Source organism: Streptomyces sp. NPDC059875, from assembly GCF_042731085.1.
Classification (GTDB): Bacteria; Actinomycetota; Actinomycetes; order Streptomycetales; family Streptomycetaceae; genus Streptomyces.
In genome coordinates this window covers 169,802-186,269 of the sequence record NZ_JBHWJZ010000008.1, presented here as the reverse complement: position 1 = coordinate 186,269, position 16,468 = coordinate 169,802, and the positions used below count along the sequence as shown (strand labels likewise).

General features: G+C 71.5%; 18 protein-coding genes. 3 read left to right on the top strand and 15 right to left on the bottom strand.

The annotated features are described in order from the left end of the window. Positions 1-2: 2 nt before the first annotated feature. Complete coding sequence (asnB, locus tag ACFV9D_RS12955) at positions 3-1,820, bottom strand: asparagine synthase (glutamine-hydrolyzing) (protein ID WP_385144692.1); 1,818 nt, start codon at positions 1,818-1,820, stop codon at positions 3-5. A 142-nt stretch (positions 1,821-1,962) separates the two neighbouring features. On the opposite strand from asnB, the gene ACFV9D_RS12950 reads away from it, so the two are divergent. Continuing rightward, positions 1,963-2,697 carry a PIG-L deacetylase family protein gene (locus ACFV9D_RS12950; RefSeq protein WP_385144690.1) on the top strand — a complete coding sequence of 245 codons (735 nt, stop codon included), beginning with the start codon at positions 1,963-1,965 and terminating at the stop codon, positions 2,695-2,697. Positions 2,698-2,749: 52 nt separating this feature from the next. On the opposite strand, the gene ACFV9D_RS12945 is transcribed toward ACFV9D_RS12950, so the two are convergent. From ACFV9D_RS12945 to ACFV9D_RS12930, 4 genes are all read right to left on the bottom strand, one after another. Then, positions 2,750-3,316, bottom strand: coding sequence for a hypothetical protein (locus ACFV9D_RS12945; RefSeq protein ID WP_385144688.1), 567 nt, complete (start codon positions 3,314-3,316; stop codon positions 2,750-2,752). A 122-nt stretch (positions 3,317-3,438) separates the two neighbouring features. Continuing rightward, entirely contained in the window at positions 3,439-3,714 is a 276-nt protein-coding gene (locus ACFV9D_RS12940) for a hypothetical protein (protein ID WP_385144686.1), read from the bottom strand. Next, positions 3,711-4,124: a RidA family protein gene (locus ACFV9D_RS12935; RefSeq protein ID WP_385144684.1), complete on the bottom strand. Its 414-nt coding sequence runs from the start codon at positions 4,122-4,124 to the stop codon at positions 3,711-3,713. The genes ACFV9D_RS12940 and ACFV9D_RS12935 overlap by 4 nt, the downstream gene beginning before the upstream one ends. Positions 4,125-4,128: 4 nt before the next feature. Further along, entirely contained in the window at positions 4,129-4,722 is a 594-nt protein-coding gene (locus tag ACFV9D_RS12930) for a GNAT family N-acetyltransferase (RefSeq protein WP_385144682.1), read from the bottom strand. 111 nt (positions 4,723-4,833) lie between these two features. Here ACFV9D_RS12930 and ACFV9D_RS12925 point away from each other — a divergent pair, with 111 nt between their 5' ends. Next, positions 4,834-5,052 carry a type II toxin-antitoxin system VapB family antitoxin gene (locus tag ACFV9D_RS12925; protein ID WP_385144680.1) on the top strand — a complete coding sequence of 73 codons (219 nt, stop codon included), beginning with the start codon at positions 4,834-4,836 and terminating at the stop codon, positions 5,050-5,052. After that, the gene (locus ACFV9D_RS12920; RefSeq protein ID WP_385144678.1) at positions 5,049-5,462 is read left to right on the top strand and encodes a PIN domain nuclease; all 414 of its coding nucleotides are present in this window, start codon (positions 5,049-5,051) and stop codon (positions 5,460-5,462) included. The genes ACFV9D_RS12925 and ACFV9D_RS12920 overlap by 4 nt, the downstream gene beginning before the upstream one ends. A 167-nt stretch (positions 5,463-5,629) precedes the next feature. Here the strand turns inward: ACFV9D_RS12920 and ACFV9D_RS12915 are convergent, their stop codons facing one another. The 10 genes from ACFV9D_RS12915 to ACFV9D_RS12870 all read right to left on the bottom strand — a co-directional run bounded on the left by ACFV9D_RS12915 (position 5,630) and on the right by ACFV9D_RS12870 (position 16,378). Next, the gene (locus tag ACFV9D_RS12915; protein WP_385144676.1) at positions 5,630-6,256 is read right to left on the bottom strand and encodes a LysE/ArgO family amino acid transporter; all 627 of its coding nucleotides are present in this window, start codon (positions 6,254-6,256) and stop codon (positions 5,630-5,632) included. Next, positions 6,253-6,564 carry a DUF2087 domain-containing protein gene (locus ACFV9D_RS12910; protein WP_385144674.1) on the bottom strand — a complete coding sequence of 104 codons (312 nt, stop codon included), beginning with the start codon at positions 6,562-6,564 and terminating at the stop codon, positions 6,253-6,255. Before ACFV9D_RS12910 ends, ACFV9D_RS12915 begins: the two co-directional genes overlap by 4 nt. A 64-nt stretch (positions 6,565-6,628) precedes the next feature. Beyond that, entirely contained in the window at positions 6,629-6,904 is a 276-nt protein-coding gene (locus ACFV9D_RS12905; protein WP_385144672.1) for a hypothetical protein, read from the bottom strand. A 99-nt stretch (positions 6,905-7,003) separates the two neighbouring features. After that, positions 7,004-7,705 carry a thioesterase domain-containing protein gene (locus ACFV9D_RS12900; RefSeq protein WP_385144670.1) on the bottom strand — a complete coding sequence of 234 codons (702 nt, stop codon included), beginning with the start codon at positions 7,703-7,705 and terminating at the stop codon, positions 7,004-7,006. Next, positions 7,702-8,967 (bottom strand): amino acid adenylation domain-containing protein, encoded by a 1,266-nt coding sequence (locus ACFV9D_RS12895; protein WP_385144668.1) that lies wholly within the window; start codon positions 8,965-8,967, stop codon positions 7,702-7,704. The genes ACFV9D_RS12900 and ACFV9D_RS12895 overlap by 4 nt, the downstream gene beginning before the upstream one ends. A 63-nt stretch (positions 8,968-9,030) precedes the next feature. Further along, a complete protein-coding gene (locus ACFV9D_RS12890) occupies positions 9,031-9,696 on the bottom strand; it encodes a maleylpyruvate isomerase family mycothiol-dependent enzyme (RefSeq protein ID WP_385144666.1) in 666 nt (221 codons plus the stop codon). Continuing rightward, positions 9,696-11,090, bottom strand: coding sequence for an adenosylhomocysteinase (ahcY, locus tag ACFV9D_RS12885; RefSeq protein WP_385144664.1), 1,395 nt, complete (start codon positions 11,088-11,090; stop codon positions 9,696-9,698). The genes ACFV9D_RS12890 and ahcY overlap by 1 nt, the downstream gene beginning before the upstream one ends. Further along, positions 11,083-11,943, bottom strand: a complete 861-nt coding sequence (metF, locus tag ACFV9D_RS12880; protein WP_385144662.1) for a methylenetetrahydrofolate reductase [NAD(P)H] — start codon at positions 11,941-11,943, stop codon at positions 11,083-11,085. The genes ahcY and metF overlap by 8 nt, the downstream gene beginning before the upstream one ends. Beyond that, positions 11,940-15,398, bottom strand: coding sequence for a methionine synthase (gene metH / locus ACFV9D_RS12875; protein WP_385144660.1), 3,459 nt, complete (start codon positions 15,396-15,398; stop codon positions 11,940-11,942). The genes metF and metH overlap by 4 nt, the downstream gene beginning before the upstream one ends. Continuing rightward, entirely contained in the window at positions 15,395-16,378 is a 984-nt protein-coding gene (locus tag ACFV9D_RS12870) for a carbohydrate kinase family protein (protein ID WP_385144658.1), read from the bottom strand. The genes metH and ACFV9D_RS12870 overlap by 4 nt, the downstream gene beginning before the upstream one ends. Between the last annotated feature and the right edge of the window lie 90 nt (positions 16,379-16,468).

Sequence of the window (16,468 nt, the reverse complement as noted above, 5' to 3'; positions counted from 1 at the left end):
CGTCACGCCGCACAACCCACCGGGATCCTCATGCCCTGGACGACGTCCGACCACAGTTCGTGGACCGCCAGGCCCCACAGGGCCAACGCGTCCTGTTGTGAGGGCCGTTCGGAGTGGCGGGCGAGGAGCTTTCGGACGCGGTCGGCGCGGACCTTGCCGCCCAGGACGAGGCGGGCCGGGGAGAGGAGTTCGCGGACCGTGTCGAACAGCGGGCCGCCCGGGGCCAGCATCGCCGCGAGCGGCAGCGTGAAGGGCTGCTTGGGGCGCGCGAGGACCGCGGGCGGCAGCAGGTCGGCCCCGGCCTCGTACAGCGCCCGCTTCCCCCGCAGCGCCGCCGGCGGCAGCGAGCGCGCGTGCGCCACCACCCCCGGCTGGCAGAACGGCATCCGCGCCTCGACGGCCCACGCCATCGACAGATGGTCCACGCGCCGCAGGTGGTACGCGGGCAGTCGCCACCGCGTCTCGAAGGCCGTCATCGCCACCATCCGGTCCGCGCCGGCCGCCTCCGCCGAGCGCAGCTCCTGTTCGATCCGGTCGGCCGCCGAGCCCTGGTCGGCGATGAACGCCCGGTAGGACGAGGTGTACAGGTGCTCGCGCAGCATCCGGGGCGCCGCCGACAGCGCGTCCGCGTAGGCCCCCGCCCAGTCCGCGCCCTCCGGCGCGTCGAGCGCCGCACGCATCCGCTCGTACCCGCCGAAGAGCTCGTCCGCGCCGTCCCCCGCGAGGGCCACGGTGAACCCGGCTTCCCGTACCGCCCGGAACAGGGCGTACGTGGAGAGCGCGATGGGATCGGCGTTGGGCTGGCCGAGGTGGCGGATCGTACGGGTGAGCAACGATGCGAGCTCGTCGGGGTCGAGCGCCACCTCATGGTGCGTGGTGCGGGCGCGGCGGGCGACGGAACGGGCGTACGCGGCCTCGGAGTCGGGCCACTTGCCCCGGTAGGTGAGGTGGAAGGTGTGCAGCGGCGGCGCGTCGCTCTCGCGGGCGTACTCGGCGGCGAGAGCGGTGACGAGCCCGGAGTCGAGGCCGCCGCTCGTGATCGCGCACACGGGCACCTCGGCCTCGGCCAGCCGCCGCACCTCGCGCCGCAGGACGTCCTGGGTGTCGCCCACAGGGGCTGCGACCTGCGGGGCTCGGCGCCGTACGACCGGTCGGGCGCCGGGCCGTATCACGGCGGTGGCGCCCGGCGGCAGCACCTCGATGCCGTCGAGCGCGGTGCGGGCGGAGAACGACGTACGGGTGGCGAGGACGGTGTCGAGGGAGTCCTCGCGCGGGGCGATCCGTACCCCCTCGAAGGCAAGGAGCGCCGGGATCTCGGAGGCGAACCGCGTGGACCCGTCGGCGGCGTCGTGGTGCCAGTGGACGGGCTTCATGCCCATGTCATCGACGGCGAGGACGAGTTGGGTGCGCCCGGGCCTCAGGTCGAGGACCGCGACGGCGAACATGCCGTCGAGGTGCTCGGCGAACGCGGGGCCGTACTCCGCGTACAGCGCGGGCAGCACGGTGCCGTCGCAGCGGTCGGGGAAGCGGTGGCCGCGTCCGGCGAGGTGCCGGCGCAGCGACGCGTGGTTGTAGATCTCGCCGTTGAGGACGGCGAGGACGCCGGGCAGGTGCGGCAGCCGGTAGGGCTGCTGCCCGCCGCAGGGGTCGGTGACGGCGAGCCGGTCGCACCCGAGCGACCAGCCGGCCCCGCTGAGCACCTGGTGCTCGTCGGGGCCGCCGTGCCGCTGGCGGGCCGACACCGCCGAGAGCTCGGCCGCCTCGGGGCGGGCCGCGCGGGCCGCCGCCCCGGCGGCGAAGGAGCCGAAGATCCTGCACATACCGGTCACCCTCCAAGCACGTTCACCCGACACTCCCAATGATTTGAACCTACCAAGTTTTTGAGTGGCGCGTAAGTGCCATGTCCAGTTCACGCCACGAGATGGCCTTGCGACGCCCCCGCCACCCCAACAGGCTGGCCCCATGGAGGACTTCGACCGCACCGATCGCACCGCCCCCGCATCCCTGCTCGTGGTGGCCGCCCACCCGGACGACATCGAGTTCTGCGTCAGCGGCACGGTCATGCAGTGGATCGAGCGCGGCACCCGCGTCACGTACTGCATCGTCACGGACGGCGGGGCCGGCGGTTACGACGAACAGCTCCCGCGCCAGGCGATGGCGGACCTGCGCCGCGCCGAACAGGTCCACTCCGCCAAGCTCAGCGGAGTCGCGGACGTCCGCTTCCTCGGCTACCCCGACAGCTTCGTGGAGCCGAGCGTGGAACTCCGCCGCGACCTGTGCCGGGTCATCCGCGAGGTGCGCCCGCAGCGGGCTATCATCCCCTCCCCCGAGATCAACTGGGCGCGCGTGGCGGACCTCCACCCCGACCACCGCGCGGTCGGCGACGCCTGCCTCCGCGCGATCTACCCGGAGGCCCGCAACCCCTTCGCCCACGCCTCGCTCCTGAAGGAGGAGGGCCTGGAGCCGTGGATCGTCCACGAGCTGTGGCTGATGACGGGCCCGACGCCCAATCAGTACGTGGACGTCACCGGCGTCTTCGACCGCAAGGTCGAGGCGCTGCGGATCCACACCTCCCAGACGGCCCACTTCGACGACCTGGCGGGCCTGCTACGGGACTGGCTGAGCGAACACGCGACGGCGGGCGGCCTGCCGACGGGCCGGATGGCGGAGGCGTTCCAGATCGTGCACATCGACTGAGCCCACGTGAGCCGACCGCGCACTGGGGTGCAGCCGGACCCGGTCGGGGCGCTCAGGCGCAGCGTTCGACGGGGGCGACCGTGGACACCTCGGAGAGGCTGATGTCCACGGCCTGACCACCCGACACCCTCAACCGCACCGCCCCCGCCACCTCCGGCCACCTCAGCTCGCCGCACAACGTCCCCGCCGAGGTCGTCACCTCGACCAGCCCCTTCGACCCGGCGGCCCCCTCCTTCTGCGGCCACCAGCCGGCGGTGGCGGCCGCCGCCATCAGGGCCACGGCCACGAACGTCAGCACGAGTCCGGCCCGCAGCCGCCGCGCGGCCCGCGCGACCTCGGCCGGCGCCTCCGGGTCGGCGCCGGCGCCGCCCAAGCCGAGCACCGGCCAGGCGGTCCGTCCGACCAGCCAGGTCGCCACGCAGGCGACAAGCAGGGCCAGCAGGACGAGCACCCCCGCCACGGCCTCCACCCCTCTGGGCGCCGACGTTTCTCCCCCGCCCTTCAGCACCCCGCACAGACCCACGAACCCCAGCACGGCCAACTGCAGGGACAGCCACCCCCGCGCCGAAGACTGAAGCCGGGCTCCACGCCCCGTACCGCCGTCCACGCTGTCATCCATGCCTCCAGCTTGCCGACCCCGCACCCCGGCCCCGGGGCGCGCCACGCGGAACGCCGCCCGGCTGGGGGCGGCGTTACTGCGCACGGCCCCAGGGCCCGGCTGGACCCCCTCCATTCACGGCCTCAAGGCCCCGTAACGCCTACGATCGGGGCCATGTCCAAGCTCTCGCTCTGGTCCCGGGACTCGGTGCTGTCGATCGGGTCCGTGGGGTCGGTGCTCTCCATCGGGTCCGTCGGATCCGTGCTCTCCGTCGGATCGGTCGGGTCCGCCGCGTCTGCGGCGTCCGTCGGGTCGTGGCTGAGCGCCGGGTCCCTGCTGTCCGCCCAGTCGTGCTGGTCGGTGATGTCCTGGCGCTCCCAGCGGGGTGTCATGGTGGCGGGAGCGCTCGCCGCGCTCACGACGGCGGCCCTGCTGGCCGGCCGATCACCGCGTCGACCTCCACTTCGACGAGCCAGTCGGGCTCGATGAAGCGGGAGACCTCGACGAACGTGGTCACGGGCCGGACGGCGGCGAACCGTTCGCCATGCGCCCGTGCGGCTTCCTTCCACCGCGTGACGTCGGTCAGCATGATGCGCGTCCGCACCACGTCCTCGACCGACGCCCCCGCCTCGCGCAGCGCCCGCTCGGCGATGTCGAGGCACCGCACGGTCTGGGCGTAGACATCGCCGGGTCCGACGGTGGTGCCGTCGTCCCCGATGGGCGCGGTTCCCGCGACGGCGACGTGCTGCTCCGTCCGTACGGCGCGGGAGAATCCGATCTGCGGTTCCAGCGGCGATCCTGAACTGACGATCTGTCGAACGTTTTCCATCGTGTCATCGTGCCGCCTGAGCACCGGCATGTCCTGCTGCTTCCACCAGCCGGACCGTGACCGCGTGCCGTACGTGGACGTGCCCGTCGCCGGGGTGGGCGGGCGGCGACGCGGGCAGGATGCGGTCGAGCCCGTACCCGCTCTTCTCCGCCACCCGGCACGAGCCGAGGTTGCCCACCTGGTGCAGGAGTTCCAGGCGGGTCAGTCCGTCGGCCTCGAACGTGGCGAAGGCCCAGTCGGTGAGCGCCTCCAGGGCGCGCGAGGCCACGCCCCGGCCGCGCGCGTGCGCCGCGGTCCAGTAACCGACCTCGGCCGCCGGGACTCCCGGCGTGACGTCCTTGAGGACCGTATGACCGACGAGCCGCCCGTCTTCGAGCACCGCGAAGGCGAGCCTGGTCCCGGTCTCCCAGCCGTGCTGCTGCACCTCGACGTACCGCGCGCCGTCGGCGGCGTCGTCCACCGACGTACTCGTCCATCGCCGCAGCTCGGCATCCCCGGCCACGTCGACCAGCGCGGCCACGTCGTCCTTGCGCCAGGGGCGGAGGACGAGAGCGGGAGCGTTCGGCGTCGCGGCGGCCTGAAGGGTGACGTGGTCCATGGGCCGATCGTACGAGCCCAGTGGCCGCCCAGGCCCGGCATGGGAGTACGGGACACTCCAGCGATATATACTGACGGATACCGTATATACATCCGTCACGCGGAGGTCCCCATGTCCAAGACGCTGGTCGACATCGACGACGACATGCTGGCCTTCGCCCAGCAGCAGCTCGGCACCAAGACGAAGCGCGACACCATCAACCGTGCGCTGACGATAGCGGCGGCGATCAGCGCGGACGACCGCGCGAGGGCGCTCCGCTGGCTGCAGGACAACGCCGAGGACTTCCTCGACTTCGACGTTCTCGAAGAGCGGGAGCGGTCGGGGCTGTGAACTACCTTGCCGACACGTCGGCCGTATGGCGGATCCTCCGGCGCCAGGTGGGCGATCCCTGGCCCGGACGTGTGGCTCGGGGCCAGGTGGCCATCTGTCCGCCCGTGGAGGCCGAGCTGATGCCCGGCCTCCGAGCCGATCGCGACCACGAGCCGTTCTTCACCATGCTCAGCCAGACCTTCGGCTGGGTTCCCGAGCTGGACGATCCCTGGCCGAAGGTCATCGCCGTGCAACGGGAGTTGGTGAGGATCGGGCATCACCGCGGGCCGTCGCCGATGGACATCCTCATCGCGCTGACCGCCGCGCACCACGGCCTCACGCTGATCCATGTGGACGACGACTTCGCCGCGATCGCGAAGGTACGGCCCGAGATCCCGATGCTCCGGCTCCAGCCCGTCGAGCCCGGCTAGGCGAGCTCGCTCACGTAGACCAGGTCCTTGCTCACCGAGGCGACGGCCTTCCCGTCAGGTCTGAAGGCCACGGCGTTGACCACGCCCCCCGGGGCTGAACGCGAGGTCGTCGGGGCGAGTGCTGCCCGCGAACGTGTCGAACGAGCGGCTCGCGACGGTCCACAGGATCAGCTCACGAGATGGATCGCCAGCCCCCCGATCAGCGCGCTCGACACCAGCGCCGTCGCCAGCCGCCCCCGGGGGCCGGTGAGGCCGCGGCCCAGGAGGGCGCCGCCCGAGGCCAGGAACAGCTGCCAGCTGGCGGAGGCGATCAGGGCGGCCAGCACGAAGGCCGTACGGTCCAGGGGCGTGGCCGGACCCGAGGGGCCCGTCGCGAGGATCAGGGCCACGAAGTAGATCACGGTCATCGGGTTCAGGATCGTGATGCCCAGGAACGTGAGGAAGGCCCGCAGCGGGGTCAGGGGGCTGTCGCCGTCCTCGCGGGTCGCGTGGTCGCGTGCCCGGTACGCCCGTACCGCCGTCCAGGCCGCACGCAGCGCCAGGCCCACCAGGACCACCGCCGAGGCCCACCGCAGCGGGGTCATCACCGGGGTGAGGAGCGGGACGAGCGCCGAGCCGCCGAGGACCGCCACCAGGGCGTACACACCGTCCGCCGCCGCGACGCCGAGGGCAGCGCCCGCGCCCGTACGCCAGCTCGTGCGCGCCGTGACCGCCACCAGGTAGGCGCCGACCGCGCCGACCGGGATCGCGATGCCGTAGCCGGCGAGCAGGCCGGCCACCACCGCGGCGGTCACGCGACGGCGGGGATCGCGCCTCCGGGGGAGCCGGGCTGCTGCTGTCGGCGGTAGGCGGCGCCGTCCTTCGTACGGGAGAGCTGGCCGCCGGTCACCAGGTAGCGGCGCAGGGCCGGGAAGTCCTCGTGGACGGTCAGGAGCGCCTCGTTGACCTCACGCTCGCTGTAGGAGCGGGTCGGCTCGAAGAGGGTCTCGGCCAGATGGGCGAGGAGCTGCGCGCGACGCGGCGCCCTGCGCGGGATCGCCTTCAGGCGTCCTTCGGCGGAGAAGAGGTCGGCCACCGGGCTCGGCACGGGGTGGGAAGTCATGCGCCGAAGGGTGGCGCGCGGGGCCCTGGCCCGGCAACGGGTTTTCCCGCGGGGCGCGGCTCCGCTAACCGATGTCCACGTGCACCGCTTCGTAGATCTTCGGCTGGATCTGGGGCATGCCGACCTCCTGGAAGGTGGGCCCTGCCTTCTCCATGAACCCCTGGAACGCCTCCCTCGACTCCCAGACATCCACCACGAACCAGCCGTTGTCGGCCGGCGCCCCCGCGTGGGAGACGAAGCCCGGGACCGGCCACCACGATGCGGCGTGGATCTTGCTGTGGTTCTCCTCGTACTGCTCCTTCGTGACGCCCGGCATTTCGACGACGACGATGACCGCCATGGTGGTACCCGCTCTCTGCTGCGCATGGGGGATGCGGTACTTCTCCGCCTCAGTCGAGCAGCACCGCCCATCCCCCGCACGGCGACGGGACCGAAAGGGCTACCGCCCCAGCCGGTACCTGATCTTCTTCACGAGCTCCCGGAGATCCGGCTGCCGCAGCAGGCTGTAGTGGTCCGCGTCCAGCTCCACCACCGTCGGCGGACGGGCCGACCAGCCCTCGGTCTCCTCCAGGAACGAGTAGTCGTCGCCGCGCGCCTTGAAGATCGTCACCGGGCAGCCGACCTGCCGTTCCGTCAGCTCCCTGAAGGTGTACGTGAACTCGAAGGTCTCCTCCACGATCGCCGTGATCCGTCCGATCAACTCCGGGTCCAGCGCCGGGAATCGGGACGCGACGTACGCGACGAACGACGCGCGGTCCGCGACCCCGGGCACCTCCTCGAGCGCGCCCGCGAAGACCGAGTACAGGATCGTCACGAACCCGGGGTTCGCGTACGAGGCACCGCCCTCAGCCGACGAGGACCGCACCTTCGGCGAACCGGGTGCGATCAGGAACAGATGCTCCACCTGCTCCCCCGCCGCCTCCAGCAGGTGCGCCGACTCGAAGGCCACCCGCGCGCCGAAGGAGTACCCCCACAGCGTGTACGGACCGGAGGGCTGCCGCCGCCGGATCGTCGCGACGTCGGCCGCCGCCATCTCCCGGATCGTGGAGTACGGCGTCTCGCCCCGGTTGACGCCGTGCGCCTGCACCCCGTAGAAGGGCCGGTCGATGCCGGCCTCCTCGGCCAGGAACCGCAGGTTCATGGTGTAGCCGCCGAGCCCCGGCCAGCAGTAGACGGGGGACTGCGCACCCTCCGCGTGCAGCCGGACGAGCCGGGACGCCGGGGTCGCCGCCGCCCCGTCCACCCGGTGGGCGAGTGGGCGAGGTCGCCGGTGCGGTAGAGGCGTTCGCCGTCGTCCGTGGTGATGAATCGTTCCGCCGTCAGCTCGGGCCGGTCCAGGTATCCCCGCGCCACCTGGACCCCGCCGATGCACAGCTCGCCGTCGCGTATACGGAAGGTGGTGTCGTGGGCGGGCCGGCCGATGGGTATCGCGGCGGGCCCGTCGGCGACGGTCGCGCGGTCGACGGTGTGCGAGGAGGCGTTGATCGTGCACTCGGTCGGGCCGTAGAGATTGACCAGCTCGGCCGTGTCCGGCAGCTCGGCGAGGAGCTGGACGGCGAGGTTCCGGGAGAGGATCTCGCCGCCGGAGAAGACGCGGCGCAGGCTTGCGCAGGACGCGAACCGCTCGGTGTCGAGCAGGGCCTGGAGCAGCGTCGGCACGCACTGGAGCAGGGTCGCCCCGTGGGCGCGTACGGCGTCGATCAGCCCCTCCGGGTCGCGGTACACCCCGGGCGGCCCGACGGCGACGCGGGCGCCGACGCCCGGGGCGAGGATCTCCCACTGGGCGGCGTCGAAGCTCATCGGGGTCTTCTGGAGGACGACGGCACCGGGTTCGAGACCGTGCTCGGCGGCCATCCAGCGCAGCTGGGAGACGAGGGATCGGTGCTCGACCATGACGCCCTTGGGCTTACCGGTGGAGCCGGAGGTGTAGATGACGTACGCGAGCCGATCGGGCGACGACTCGGGGTCTTCGGGCCGCGGTTCGGCACCGGCAGCCGTGAGCCAGGCGTGCTGGACCGCGTCCTCGAGGGTGACGACGGTGGTGCCGGGCGGGGCGAGTTCGGCGACGCGGGCGCGGAAGCGTTCCTGGGTGAAGACGATCCGGGCGCCACTGTCCTCGACCATGTAGCGCAGGCGTTCTTCGGGGTATTCGGGGGAGAGCGGTACGTAGGCACCGCCGGAGCGGACGACGCCCCACGCGCCGATGACGAGTTCGAGCGAGGGGTCGACGTGGACGCCGACGCGGTCGTCCGGGGCGACGCCGAGATCCTTCAGGTAGGCGCCGAGGACGGCGGCGCCCTCGTGGAGCTCGCGGAAGGTGAGCGTCCCGTCCGCGCAGACGACGGCGATGTCGTCGGGTCTTTCCGCCGCCTGGGCGTGCAGGAGCTGATCGAGCGTGGTCATGAGGTTCCCTTCGTCTGCGGGTCCACGGAGGGCAGGTCGGGGTGAACGGGCCGGCCGACGGGGCTAGCGGTAGATGAGGAGTTCCTGTTCCGTCGCGCCCGTCAGGGCGTACCGGGTGCGGACCAGGGGGCGGCCCGAGTAGATGCGGATCAGGGTCGCCGCGTCGCCGTGGAAGCGGGCCGGTGGGCGGCCGGCGATCTCGTTGCCGAGCGAGACGGGCTCGGGGCGGTCCGGCAGGACGCCGACGAGGGCCGGGGTCTCCCGTCGGCGGCTCGTGACCGACAGGAGCGGGAGAGCGAGCTCCAGGCTGGCTCCGCAGTACGCGCCGGGTTCGCCGAAGGCCTCCCGTACGTCTCCGGCGTGGACCCACTCCCCCAGCGCCACCGCGTCCAGCGTGCCGTTCTCCGTCGCCGCGATCACCGGGCCGGCCTCGGTGAAGCCGCGCTCCAGTTCGTCGAGGATCCGGCCGAGCGGCCAGGACTCCCGCTCGGCGACGTCGGCCGCGTTGGCCTCCGGCAGGAACACGCCCTCCTCCAGCCGGCCCTCGACGATCCTGACGAGGGCCGCCGCGCAGTGCGCGAGCACCTGCCGGGCCGTCCAGCCCGGGCAGGCGGTGCGCAGGTCGAACGACGCCTCCGGAGTGCGCCGCAGCAGGGGCATCAGCGCGTCCCGCTCCGTCCGCAGCAACCGGTCCGGGAGCCAGGGATCACGCACATCGGCGGTACACATCAGTAGCGGTAGTGGTCCGGCTTGTACGGGCCCTCCACCGGGACCCCGATGTACGACGCCTGCTCGGGGCGAAGCTCGGTCAGCTTCACGCCCAGCGCGTCGAGGTGGAGGCGGGCGACCTTCTCGTCCAGGTGCTTGGGCAGCACGTAGACCTCCGTCGGGTACTCCTCCGGCTTGGTGAAGAGCTCGATCTGGGCCAGGGTCTGGTCCGCGAACGAGTTCGACATCACGAACGACGGGTGGCCCGTCGCGTTGCCCAGGTTGAGAAGGCGTCCCTCGGAGAGGACGATCAGGACCTTGCCGTCGGGGAACGTCCACGTGTGGACCTGCGGCTTCACCTCGTCCTTCACGATGCCGTCGATCTTGGCCAGGCCGGCCATGTCGATCTCGTTGTCGAAGTGACCGATGTTCCCGACGATGGCCTGGTGCTTCATCCTGGCCATGTCCGAGGCCATGATGATGTCCTTGTTGCCCGTGGTCGTGATGAAGATGTCCGCCGTCTCCACCACATCGTCCAGGGTCGCCACCTGATAGCCGTCCATCGCCGCCTGCAGCGCGCAGATCGGGTCGATCTCGGTGACGATGACGCGCGCACCCTGGCCGCGCAGCGACTCGGCGCAGCCCTTGCCCACATCGCCGTAGCCGAAGACCACCGCCGTCTTACCGCCGATGAGAACGTCGGTGGCGCGGTTGATGCCGTCGATGAGGGAGTGGCGGCAGCCGTACTTGTTGTCGAACTTCGACTTGGTCACGGCGTCGTTGACGTTGATCGCCGGGAACAGCAGAGTGCCCTCGGACATCATCTCGTAGAGACGGTGGACACCGGTCGTGGTCTCCTCCGTCACGCCGCGGATCTCGGACGCCAGCGCCGCCCAGTCGAGCGTGGTGCTCTTCAACAGCTCGAGGACGACCCGCAGTTCGTCGTTGCCCGCCGTCGACGGGTCCGGCACCTCGCCCGCCTTCTGGTACTCCACACCCTTGTGGACGAGGAGCGTGGCGTCGCCTCCGTCGTCCAGGATCATGTTGGGGCCGACGGCGTCCGGCCAGGTCAGCGCCTGCTCCGTACACCACCAGTACTCCTCCAGGGTCTCGCCCTTCCAGGCGAAGACCGGGATCCCGGCGGCGGCGATCGCGGCGGCCGCGTGGTCCTGGGTCGAGTAGATGTTGCACGACACCCACCGCACCCGCGCGCCGAGCGCGACGAGCGTCTCGATCAGGACGGCGGTCTGCACGGTCATGTGCAGGGAGCCGGTGATCCGGGCGCCGGCCAGCGGCTGCGACTCCGCGTACTCGTGGCGGATCGACATCAGACCGGGCATCTCGTGCTCGGCCAGCGTGATCTCCTTGCGGCCGAACTCGGCCAGCGAGATGTCCGCGACCTTGTAATCAGACATGTGCAACGCTCCTCGCGCTCTGAATCGTTCGGTGGATTTCCAGGGCCGCAGTGGACCTGTTCAGCGTGATGTAGTGCAGGCCCGGCGCGCCCTCGTCCAGCAGCCGCAGCCCCATCGCCGTCGCGTGCTCGACGCCGATCCGGTACGCGGTCGCCGGGTCGTCCTTGGCCGCCTCGAGACGATGGGCCAGGTCCTCGGGGAAGGCGGCGTCGCTCAGCTCGGCGAACCGGCGGATCTGGCGGACGTCCGTCGCCGGCATGATCTCCGGGATGATCGGGGTCGCGCAGCCGGCGGCGGCCACCCGGTCCCGCAGCCGCAGATAGTCCTCCGGGTCGAAGAACATCTGCGTGATCGCGTAGTCCGCGCCCGCCCGGCACTTCGCGACGAGGTGCTCCAGATCGCTCTCGGGACCCGCGGACCGCGGATGGCCCTCCGGGAAGGCCGCCACCCCGATCCGGAAGTCCCCCAACGACCGCACCAGCTCCACCAGTTCGTACGCGTAGGTGAAGCCCCGCGGGTGCGGGGTCCAGGTACCGCGCGGGTCGCCCGGAGGGTCTCCGCGCAGGACCAGCACGTCGCGGATGCCGGCGTCCGCGTACGCGCCGATGATGGCCCGCAGTTCGGCCACCGAGTGGCCCACCGCCGTCAGGTGCGCGACCGGCCGCAGGGTCGTCTCGGCGACGATCCGCTTGGTCACCTCGATCGTCCGGTCGCGTGACGAGCCGCCCGCGCCGTACGTCACGGAGACGAAGTCCGGCGCGAACGCCTCCACCCTTCGGATCGCGTCCCACAGCACCGTCTCCCCGCGCTCGCTCTTCGGCGGGAAGAACTCGAAGGAGTACGTCGGCCTCACCGCCGACCTCCCGCGTTGAAGTAGCTCGCCTCCGGGTGGTGGACGACGAACGCGTCCGTCGACTGCTCGGGGTGCAGCTGGTACTCCTCCGAGAGCTCGACCCCGATCCGCTCGGGTCCGAGGAGTTCGGCGATCTTCGCCCGGTCCTCCAGGTCGGGGCAGGCCGGGTAGCCGAGCGAGTACCGGCAGCCCTGGTACTCGGTCCGCAGCATGCCCTCGATGCCCGCCGGCTCCGAAGCGCCGGCGATCCCCCACTCCGCGCGCACCCGCGCGTGCCAGTACTCGGCCAGGGCCTCGGCCAACTGCACGGACAGGCCGTGCAGTTCGAGATAGTCGCGGTAGGCGTCGGCGGCGAAGAGCTTCGCCGTCTCCTCGCCGATCCGCGAGCCGACCGTGACGACCTGGAGCGCGAGCACGTCCACCTCCCCCGAGTCCTCGGCGCGGAAGAAGTCGGCCAGACAGAGGCGGCGGCCCCGCTGTTGGCGGGGGAAGGTGAAGCGGGTCCGCTCGCCTCCGTCCTCGTCCAGGACGATCAGGTCGTCGCCCTTGGACACACAGGGGAAGTAGCCGTGCACCACGGCCGCTTCGAGGAGCTGGTCGGTCTGGAGCCGGTCCAGCCAGCCGCGCAGCCGCGGCCGGCCCTCCGACTCGATCGTCCCGGCGTCCTTGAGCCCCCACTGGCCCTTGAACAGGGCGCCCTCGTCGAGCCAGGACGCGTACTCGGCGAGCTGGATGCCCTTGACGACCCGGGTGCCGAGGAACGGCGGCTCCGGTACGGGGTTGTCGGTGGCCACGTCGGAGCGGCCGGCAGGCTCGGGCTCCCGTACCTCCAGGACCGAGGCCTCCCGCTTCGGCACCCGGCGCTGCTTCAGCTCCGGGAGGACGGCCCCGGGCACACCCCTCTTGACGGCCATCAGCGCGTCCATGAGCCGCAGGCCCTCGAAGGCGTCGCGGGCGTAGCGCACCTCGCCCGCGTACAGCTCGTGCAGGTCCTGCTCGACGTACGCCCTGGTCAGCGCCGCGCCACCCAGAATCACGGGGAACTTCGCGGCGAGCCCGCGGCCGTTCAGCTCCTCCAGGTTCTCCTTCATGATCACCGTGGACTTCACCAGCAGGCCGGACATGCCGATGACGTCCGCGCGGTGCTCCTCGGCGGCGTCCAGGATCGCCGAGACCGGCTGCTTGATCCCCAGATTCACCACGTTGTAGCCGTTGTTGGACAGGATGATGTCGACGAGGTTCTTGCCGATGTCGTGGACATCGCCGCGTACGGTCGCGAGCACGATCGTGCCCTTGCCGTCCGCGTCCGTCTTCTCCATGTGCGGTTCGAGGTACGCCACCGCCGTCTTCATGACCTCGGCGGACTGGAGCACGAACGGCAGCTGCATCTGTCCCGAGCCGAACAGCTCGCCGACCGTCTTCATCCCATCCAGCAGGATGTCGTTGACGATCTCCAGCGCCGGCCGCGCCTCCAGGCCGGAGTCCAGATCGGCCTCCAGGCCGTTCTTCTCGCCGTCGACGATCCGGCGCTTCAGGCGCTCCTCCAGCGGCAGCGCGAGCAGCTCCTCGGCCTTCCCGGCCTTCAGAGACTTCGCCGTCGCGCCCTCGAACAGCTCAAGCAGGCGCTGGAGCGGGTCGTACCCTTCCCTCCGCCGGTCGTGGATCAGATCGAGCGCGACCTCGACCTGTTCCGGCTCCAGGCGGGCGATCGGCAGGATCTTCGACGCGTGCACGATCGCCGAGTCGAGCCCCGCCTTCACGCACTCGTCGAGGAAGACCGAGTTCAGCACGATCCGCGCGGCCGGGTTGAGGCCGAAGGAGATGTTGGACAGGCCCAGCGTGGTCTGGACGTCCGGGTGGCGGCGCTTGAGCTCCCTGATCGCCTCGATGGTGTGGATGCCGTCGCGCCGGGACTCCTCCTGCCCCGTGCAGATCGTGAACGTCAGACAGTCGATGAGGATGTCCGACTCCCTGATCCCCCACTTCTCCGTCAGGTCGGCGATGATCCGCTCGGCGATCGCGACCTTCGCCTCGACCGTGCGGGCCTGCCCCTCCTCGTCGATCGTCAGGGCCATCAGCGCGGCCCCGTGCTCCTTCGCGAGCGCCGTGACCTGCGCGAACCGCGATTCCGGCCCGTCGCCGTCCTCGTAGTTGACCGAGTTGATGACGGCCCGGCCGCCGAGCTTCTCCAGACCGGCCCGCAGCACCCCGAGCTCCGTCGAGTCGAGCACGATCGGCAGCGTGGAGGCGGTGGCGAAACGGCCGGCCAGCTCGGCCATGTCTGCCGTGCCGTCCCGGCCGACGTAGTCCACGCACAGGTCGAGCATGTGCGCGCCCTCGCGGATCTGGTCGCGGGCCATCTCGACACAGTCGTCCCAGCGGCCGTCCAGCATGGCCTCGCGGAACTTCTTCGAACCGTTGGCGTTCGTCCGCTCGCCGATCGCCAGGTACGAGGTGTCCTGGCGGAAGGGCACATGGCTGTAGAGCGAGGAGGCGCCCGGTTCCGCGACCGGGGTCCTGGCAGGCACGGCCGCGCCCCGGACCCGGTCCACGATCTCCCGCAGATGCTCCGGGGTCGTACCGCAGCAGCCGCCGACGAGCGCGGGCCCGTACTCCCGTACGAAACGCTCCTGGGCGTCGGCCAGTTCAGTCGGGGACAGCGGATAGTGGGCGCCGTCCGAGGTGAGCACCGGGAGACCGGCGTTGGGCATCACCGACACCGGGATCCCGGCGTGCCGCGACAGGTACCGCAGGTGCTCGGCCATCTCGGCCGGGCCGGTCGCGCAGTTCAGCCCGATCATGTCGATGCCGAGCGGCTCCAGGGTTGTGAGCGCCGCCCCGATCTCCGAGCCGAGCAGCATCGTCCCGGTCGTCTCCACCGTCACCTGCACGATCAGCGGCAGGTCGAGCCCACACCACTCCAGGGCACGGCGGGCGCCGATGACGGCCGCCTTCGTCTGGAGCAGATCCTGCGAGGTCTCGATCAGCAGGGCGTCGGCGCCGCCCCTGAGCAGCCCCTCCGCGTTCTGCTGGTAGGCGTCGCGCAGCGGTTCGTACGTGATGTGGCCGAGGGTCGGCAGCTTCGTGCCGGGGCCGATGGAGCCCAGGACCCAGCGGGGCCGGCCGTCGCGGGCCGTGTGGGCGTCGGCGGTGGTGCGGGCGATGCGGGCGCCGGCCTCGGACAGCTCGTAGACGCGGTCCTCGATGCCGTACTCCGCCAGCGCCGCCAGATTGGCACCGAAGGTGTTGGTCTCGACGCAGTCCACGCCCACCGAGAAGTAGGCGTCGTGGACGGAGGCGACGATGTCCGGCCGCGTCAGGTTGAGGACCTCGTTGCAGCCCTCCAGGTTCTGGAAGTCGTCCATCGTCGGATCGGCGGCCTGGAGCATGGTGCCCATCGCCCCGTCGGCCACGACGACCCGGGTGGCGAACTCGTCCCGCAGCGACCGCCTCATGACAACCCCCTGAGATGACCGAGCAGTTCGGCCGTGCAGCCGATGCCGTACGTCGTCCTGATCCGGTCCAGGAGCGCCTCCCGGTGCAGCCGGTACTCCTGCGTCCCCACGTAGTCGAGGACGGTGGCGGCGACCGCGCAGCCGAGCTGCGCCGCGCACCGCTCCGGCACGCCCCACGCCGTCCCGGCGAGGAACCCGGCACGGAAGGCGTCCCCGACGCCGGTCGGGTCGACGACCCCGGGGACCCGTACGGCCGGCACGGCCAGGGTGTCCCGGCCCGCGCCGCGGATACGGACGCCGGCCTCGCCGTGGGTGGTGACCCAGGCGCCGACCCGGCGCAGGATCTCCTCCTCCGACCAGCCCGACTTCTCGCCGAGGAGCGCCGTCTCGTACTCGTTGGAGAACAGCCAGCGCGCGCCGTCCACCAGCTCCCGCACCTCGTCCCGGCCGAGCCGCGCCAGCTGCTGCGACGGGTCGGCGGCGAACGGGATCCCGAGCTCGCGGCAGGTGCGGGTGTGCCGGAGCATGGCCTCGGGGTCGTCCGGGGAGACCAGGACCAGTTCCAGACGCCCGGCCCGGGCGACGACGTCCCGCAGATCGATCTCGCGGGCCTCGGCCATCGCTCCGGCGTAGAAGGTGGCGATCTGGTTCTGCGCCCGGTCGGTGGTACAGACGAACCGGGCGGTGTGGAGCGACGCGCTGACGCGCACCGAGTCGGTGTCCACACCGTGGTCCTTCAGCCAGATCCGGTACGGCTCGAAGTCGGCGCCGACCGCGCCCACGAGGACCGGGCGCAGTCCGAGGACGCCGAGCCCGAAGGCGATGTTCGCTGCCACTCCGCCGCGCCTGACCTCCAGGTTGTCGGCGAGGAACGACAGGGAGACCCGGTCGAGCCGGTCGGCGAGCAGCTGCTCGCTGAACCAGCCGGGGAAGGTCATCAGATGGTCGGTCGCGATGGATCCCGTGACAGCGATACGCATGACGTCAGACCCCTTCGCCCTTTTGCGCCTCCGGAGCGCTCGAGTCGGCGTCGACGGTCGACCGTGCTCGGTCGCTCGTTCCTCGCGCCC

Coding starts and splice junctions, on each gene's coding strand:
- asnB (WP_385144692.1), bottom strand. CDS start 1,820: ATGTGCAGGATCTTCGGCTCCTTCGCCGCCGGGGCGGCGGCCCGCGCG.
- ACFV9D_RS12950 (WP_385144690.1), top strand. CDS start 1,963: ATGGAGGACTTCGACCGCACCGATCGCACCGCCCCCGCATCCCTGCTC.
- ACFV9D_RS12945 (WP_385144688.1), bottom strand. CDS start 3,316: ATGGATGACAGCGTGGACGGCGGTACGGGGCGTGGAGCCCGGCTTCAG.
- ACFV9D_RS12935 (WP_385144684.1), bottom strand. CDS start 4,124: ATGGAAAACGTTCGACAGATCGTCAGTTCAGGATCGCCGCTGGAACCG.
- ACFV9D_RS12930 (WP_385144682.1), bottom strand. CDS start 4,722: ATGGACCACGTCACCCTTCAGGCCGCCGCGACGCCGAACGCTCCCGCT.
- ACFV9D_RS12925 (WP_385144680.1), top strand. CDS start 4,834: ATGTCCAAGACGCTGGTCGACATCGACGACGACATGCTGGCCTTCGCC.
- ACFV9D_RS12910 (WP_385144674.1), bottom strand. CDS start 6,564: ATGACTTCCCACCCCGTGCCGAGCCCGGTGGCCGACCTCTTCTCCGCC.
- ACFV9D_RS12905 (WP_385144672.1), bottom strand. CDS start 6,904: ATGGCGGTCATCGTCGTCGTCGAAATGCCGGGCGTCACGAAGGAGCAG.
- ACFV9D_RS12900 (WP_385144670.1), bottom strand. CDS start 7,705: ATGAACCTGCGGTTCCTGGCCGAGGAGGCCGGCATCGACCGGCCCTTC.
- ACFV9D_RS12895 (WP_385144668.1), bottom strand. CDS start 8,967: ATGACCACGCTCGATCAGCTCCTGCACGCCCAGGCGGCGGAAAGACCC.
- ACFV9D_RS12890 (WP_385144666.1), bottom strand. CDS start 9,696: ATGTGTACCGCCGATGTGCGTGATCCCTGGCTCCCGGACCGGTTGCTG.
- ahcY (WP_385144664.1), bottom strand. CDS start 11,090: ATGTCTGATTACAAGGTCGCGGACATCTCGCTGGCCGAGTTCGGCCGC.
- metH (WP_385144660.1), bottom strand. CDS start 15,398: ATGAGGCGGTCGCTGCGGGACGAGTTCGCCACCCGGGTCGTCGTGGCC.
- ACFV9D_RS12870 (WP_385144658.1), bottom strand. CDS start 16,378: ATGCGTATCGCTGTCACGGGATCCATCGCGACCGACCATCTGATGACC.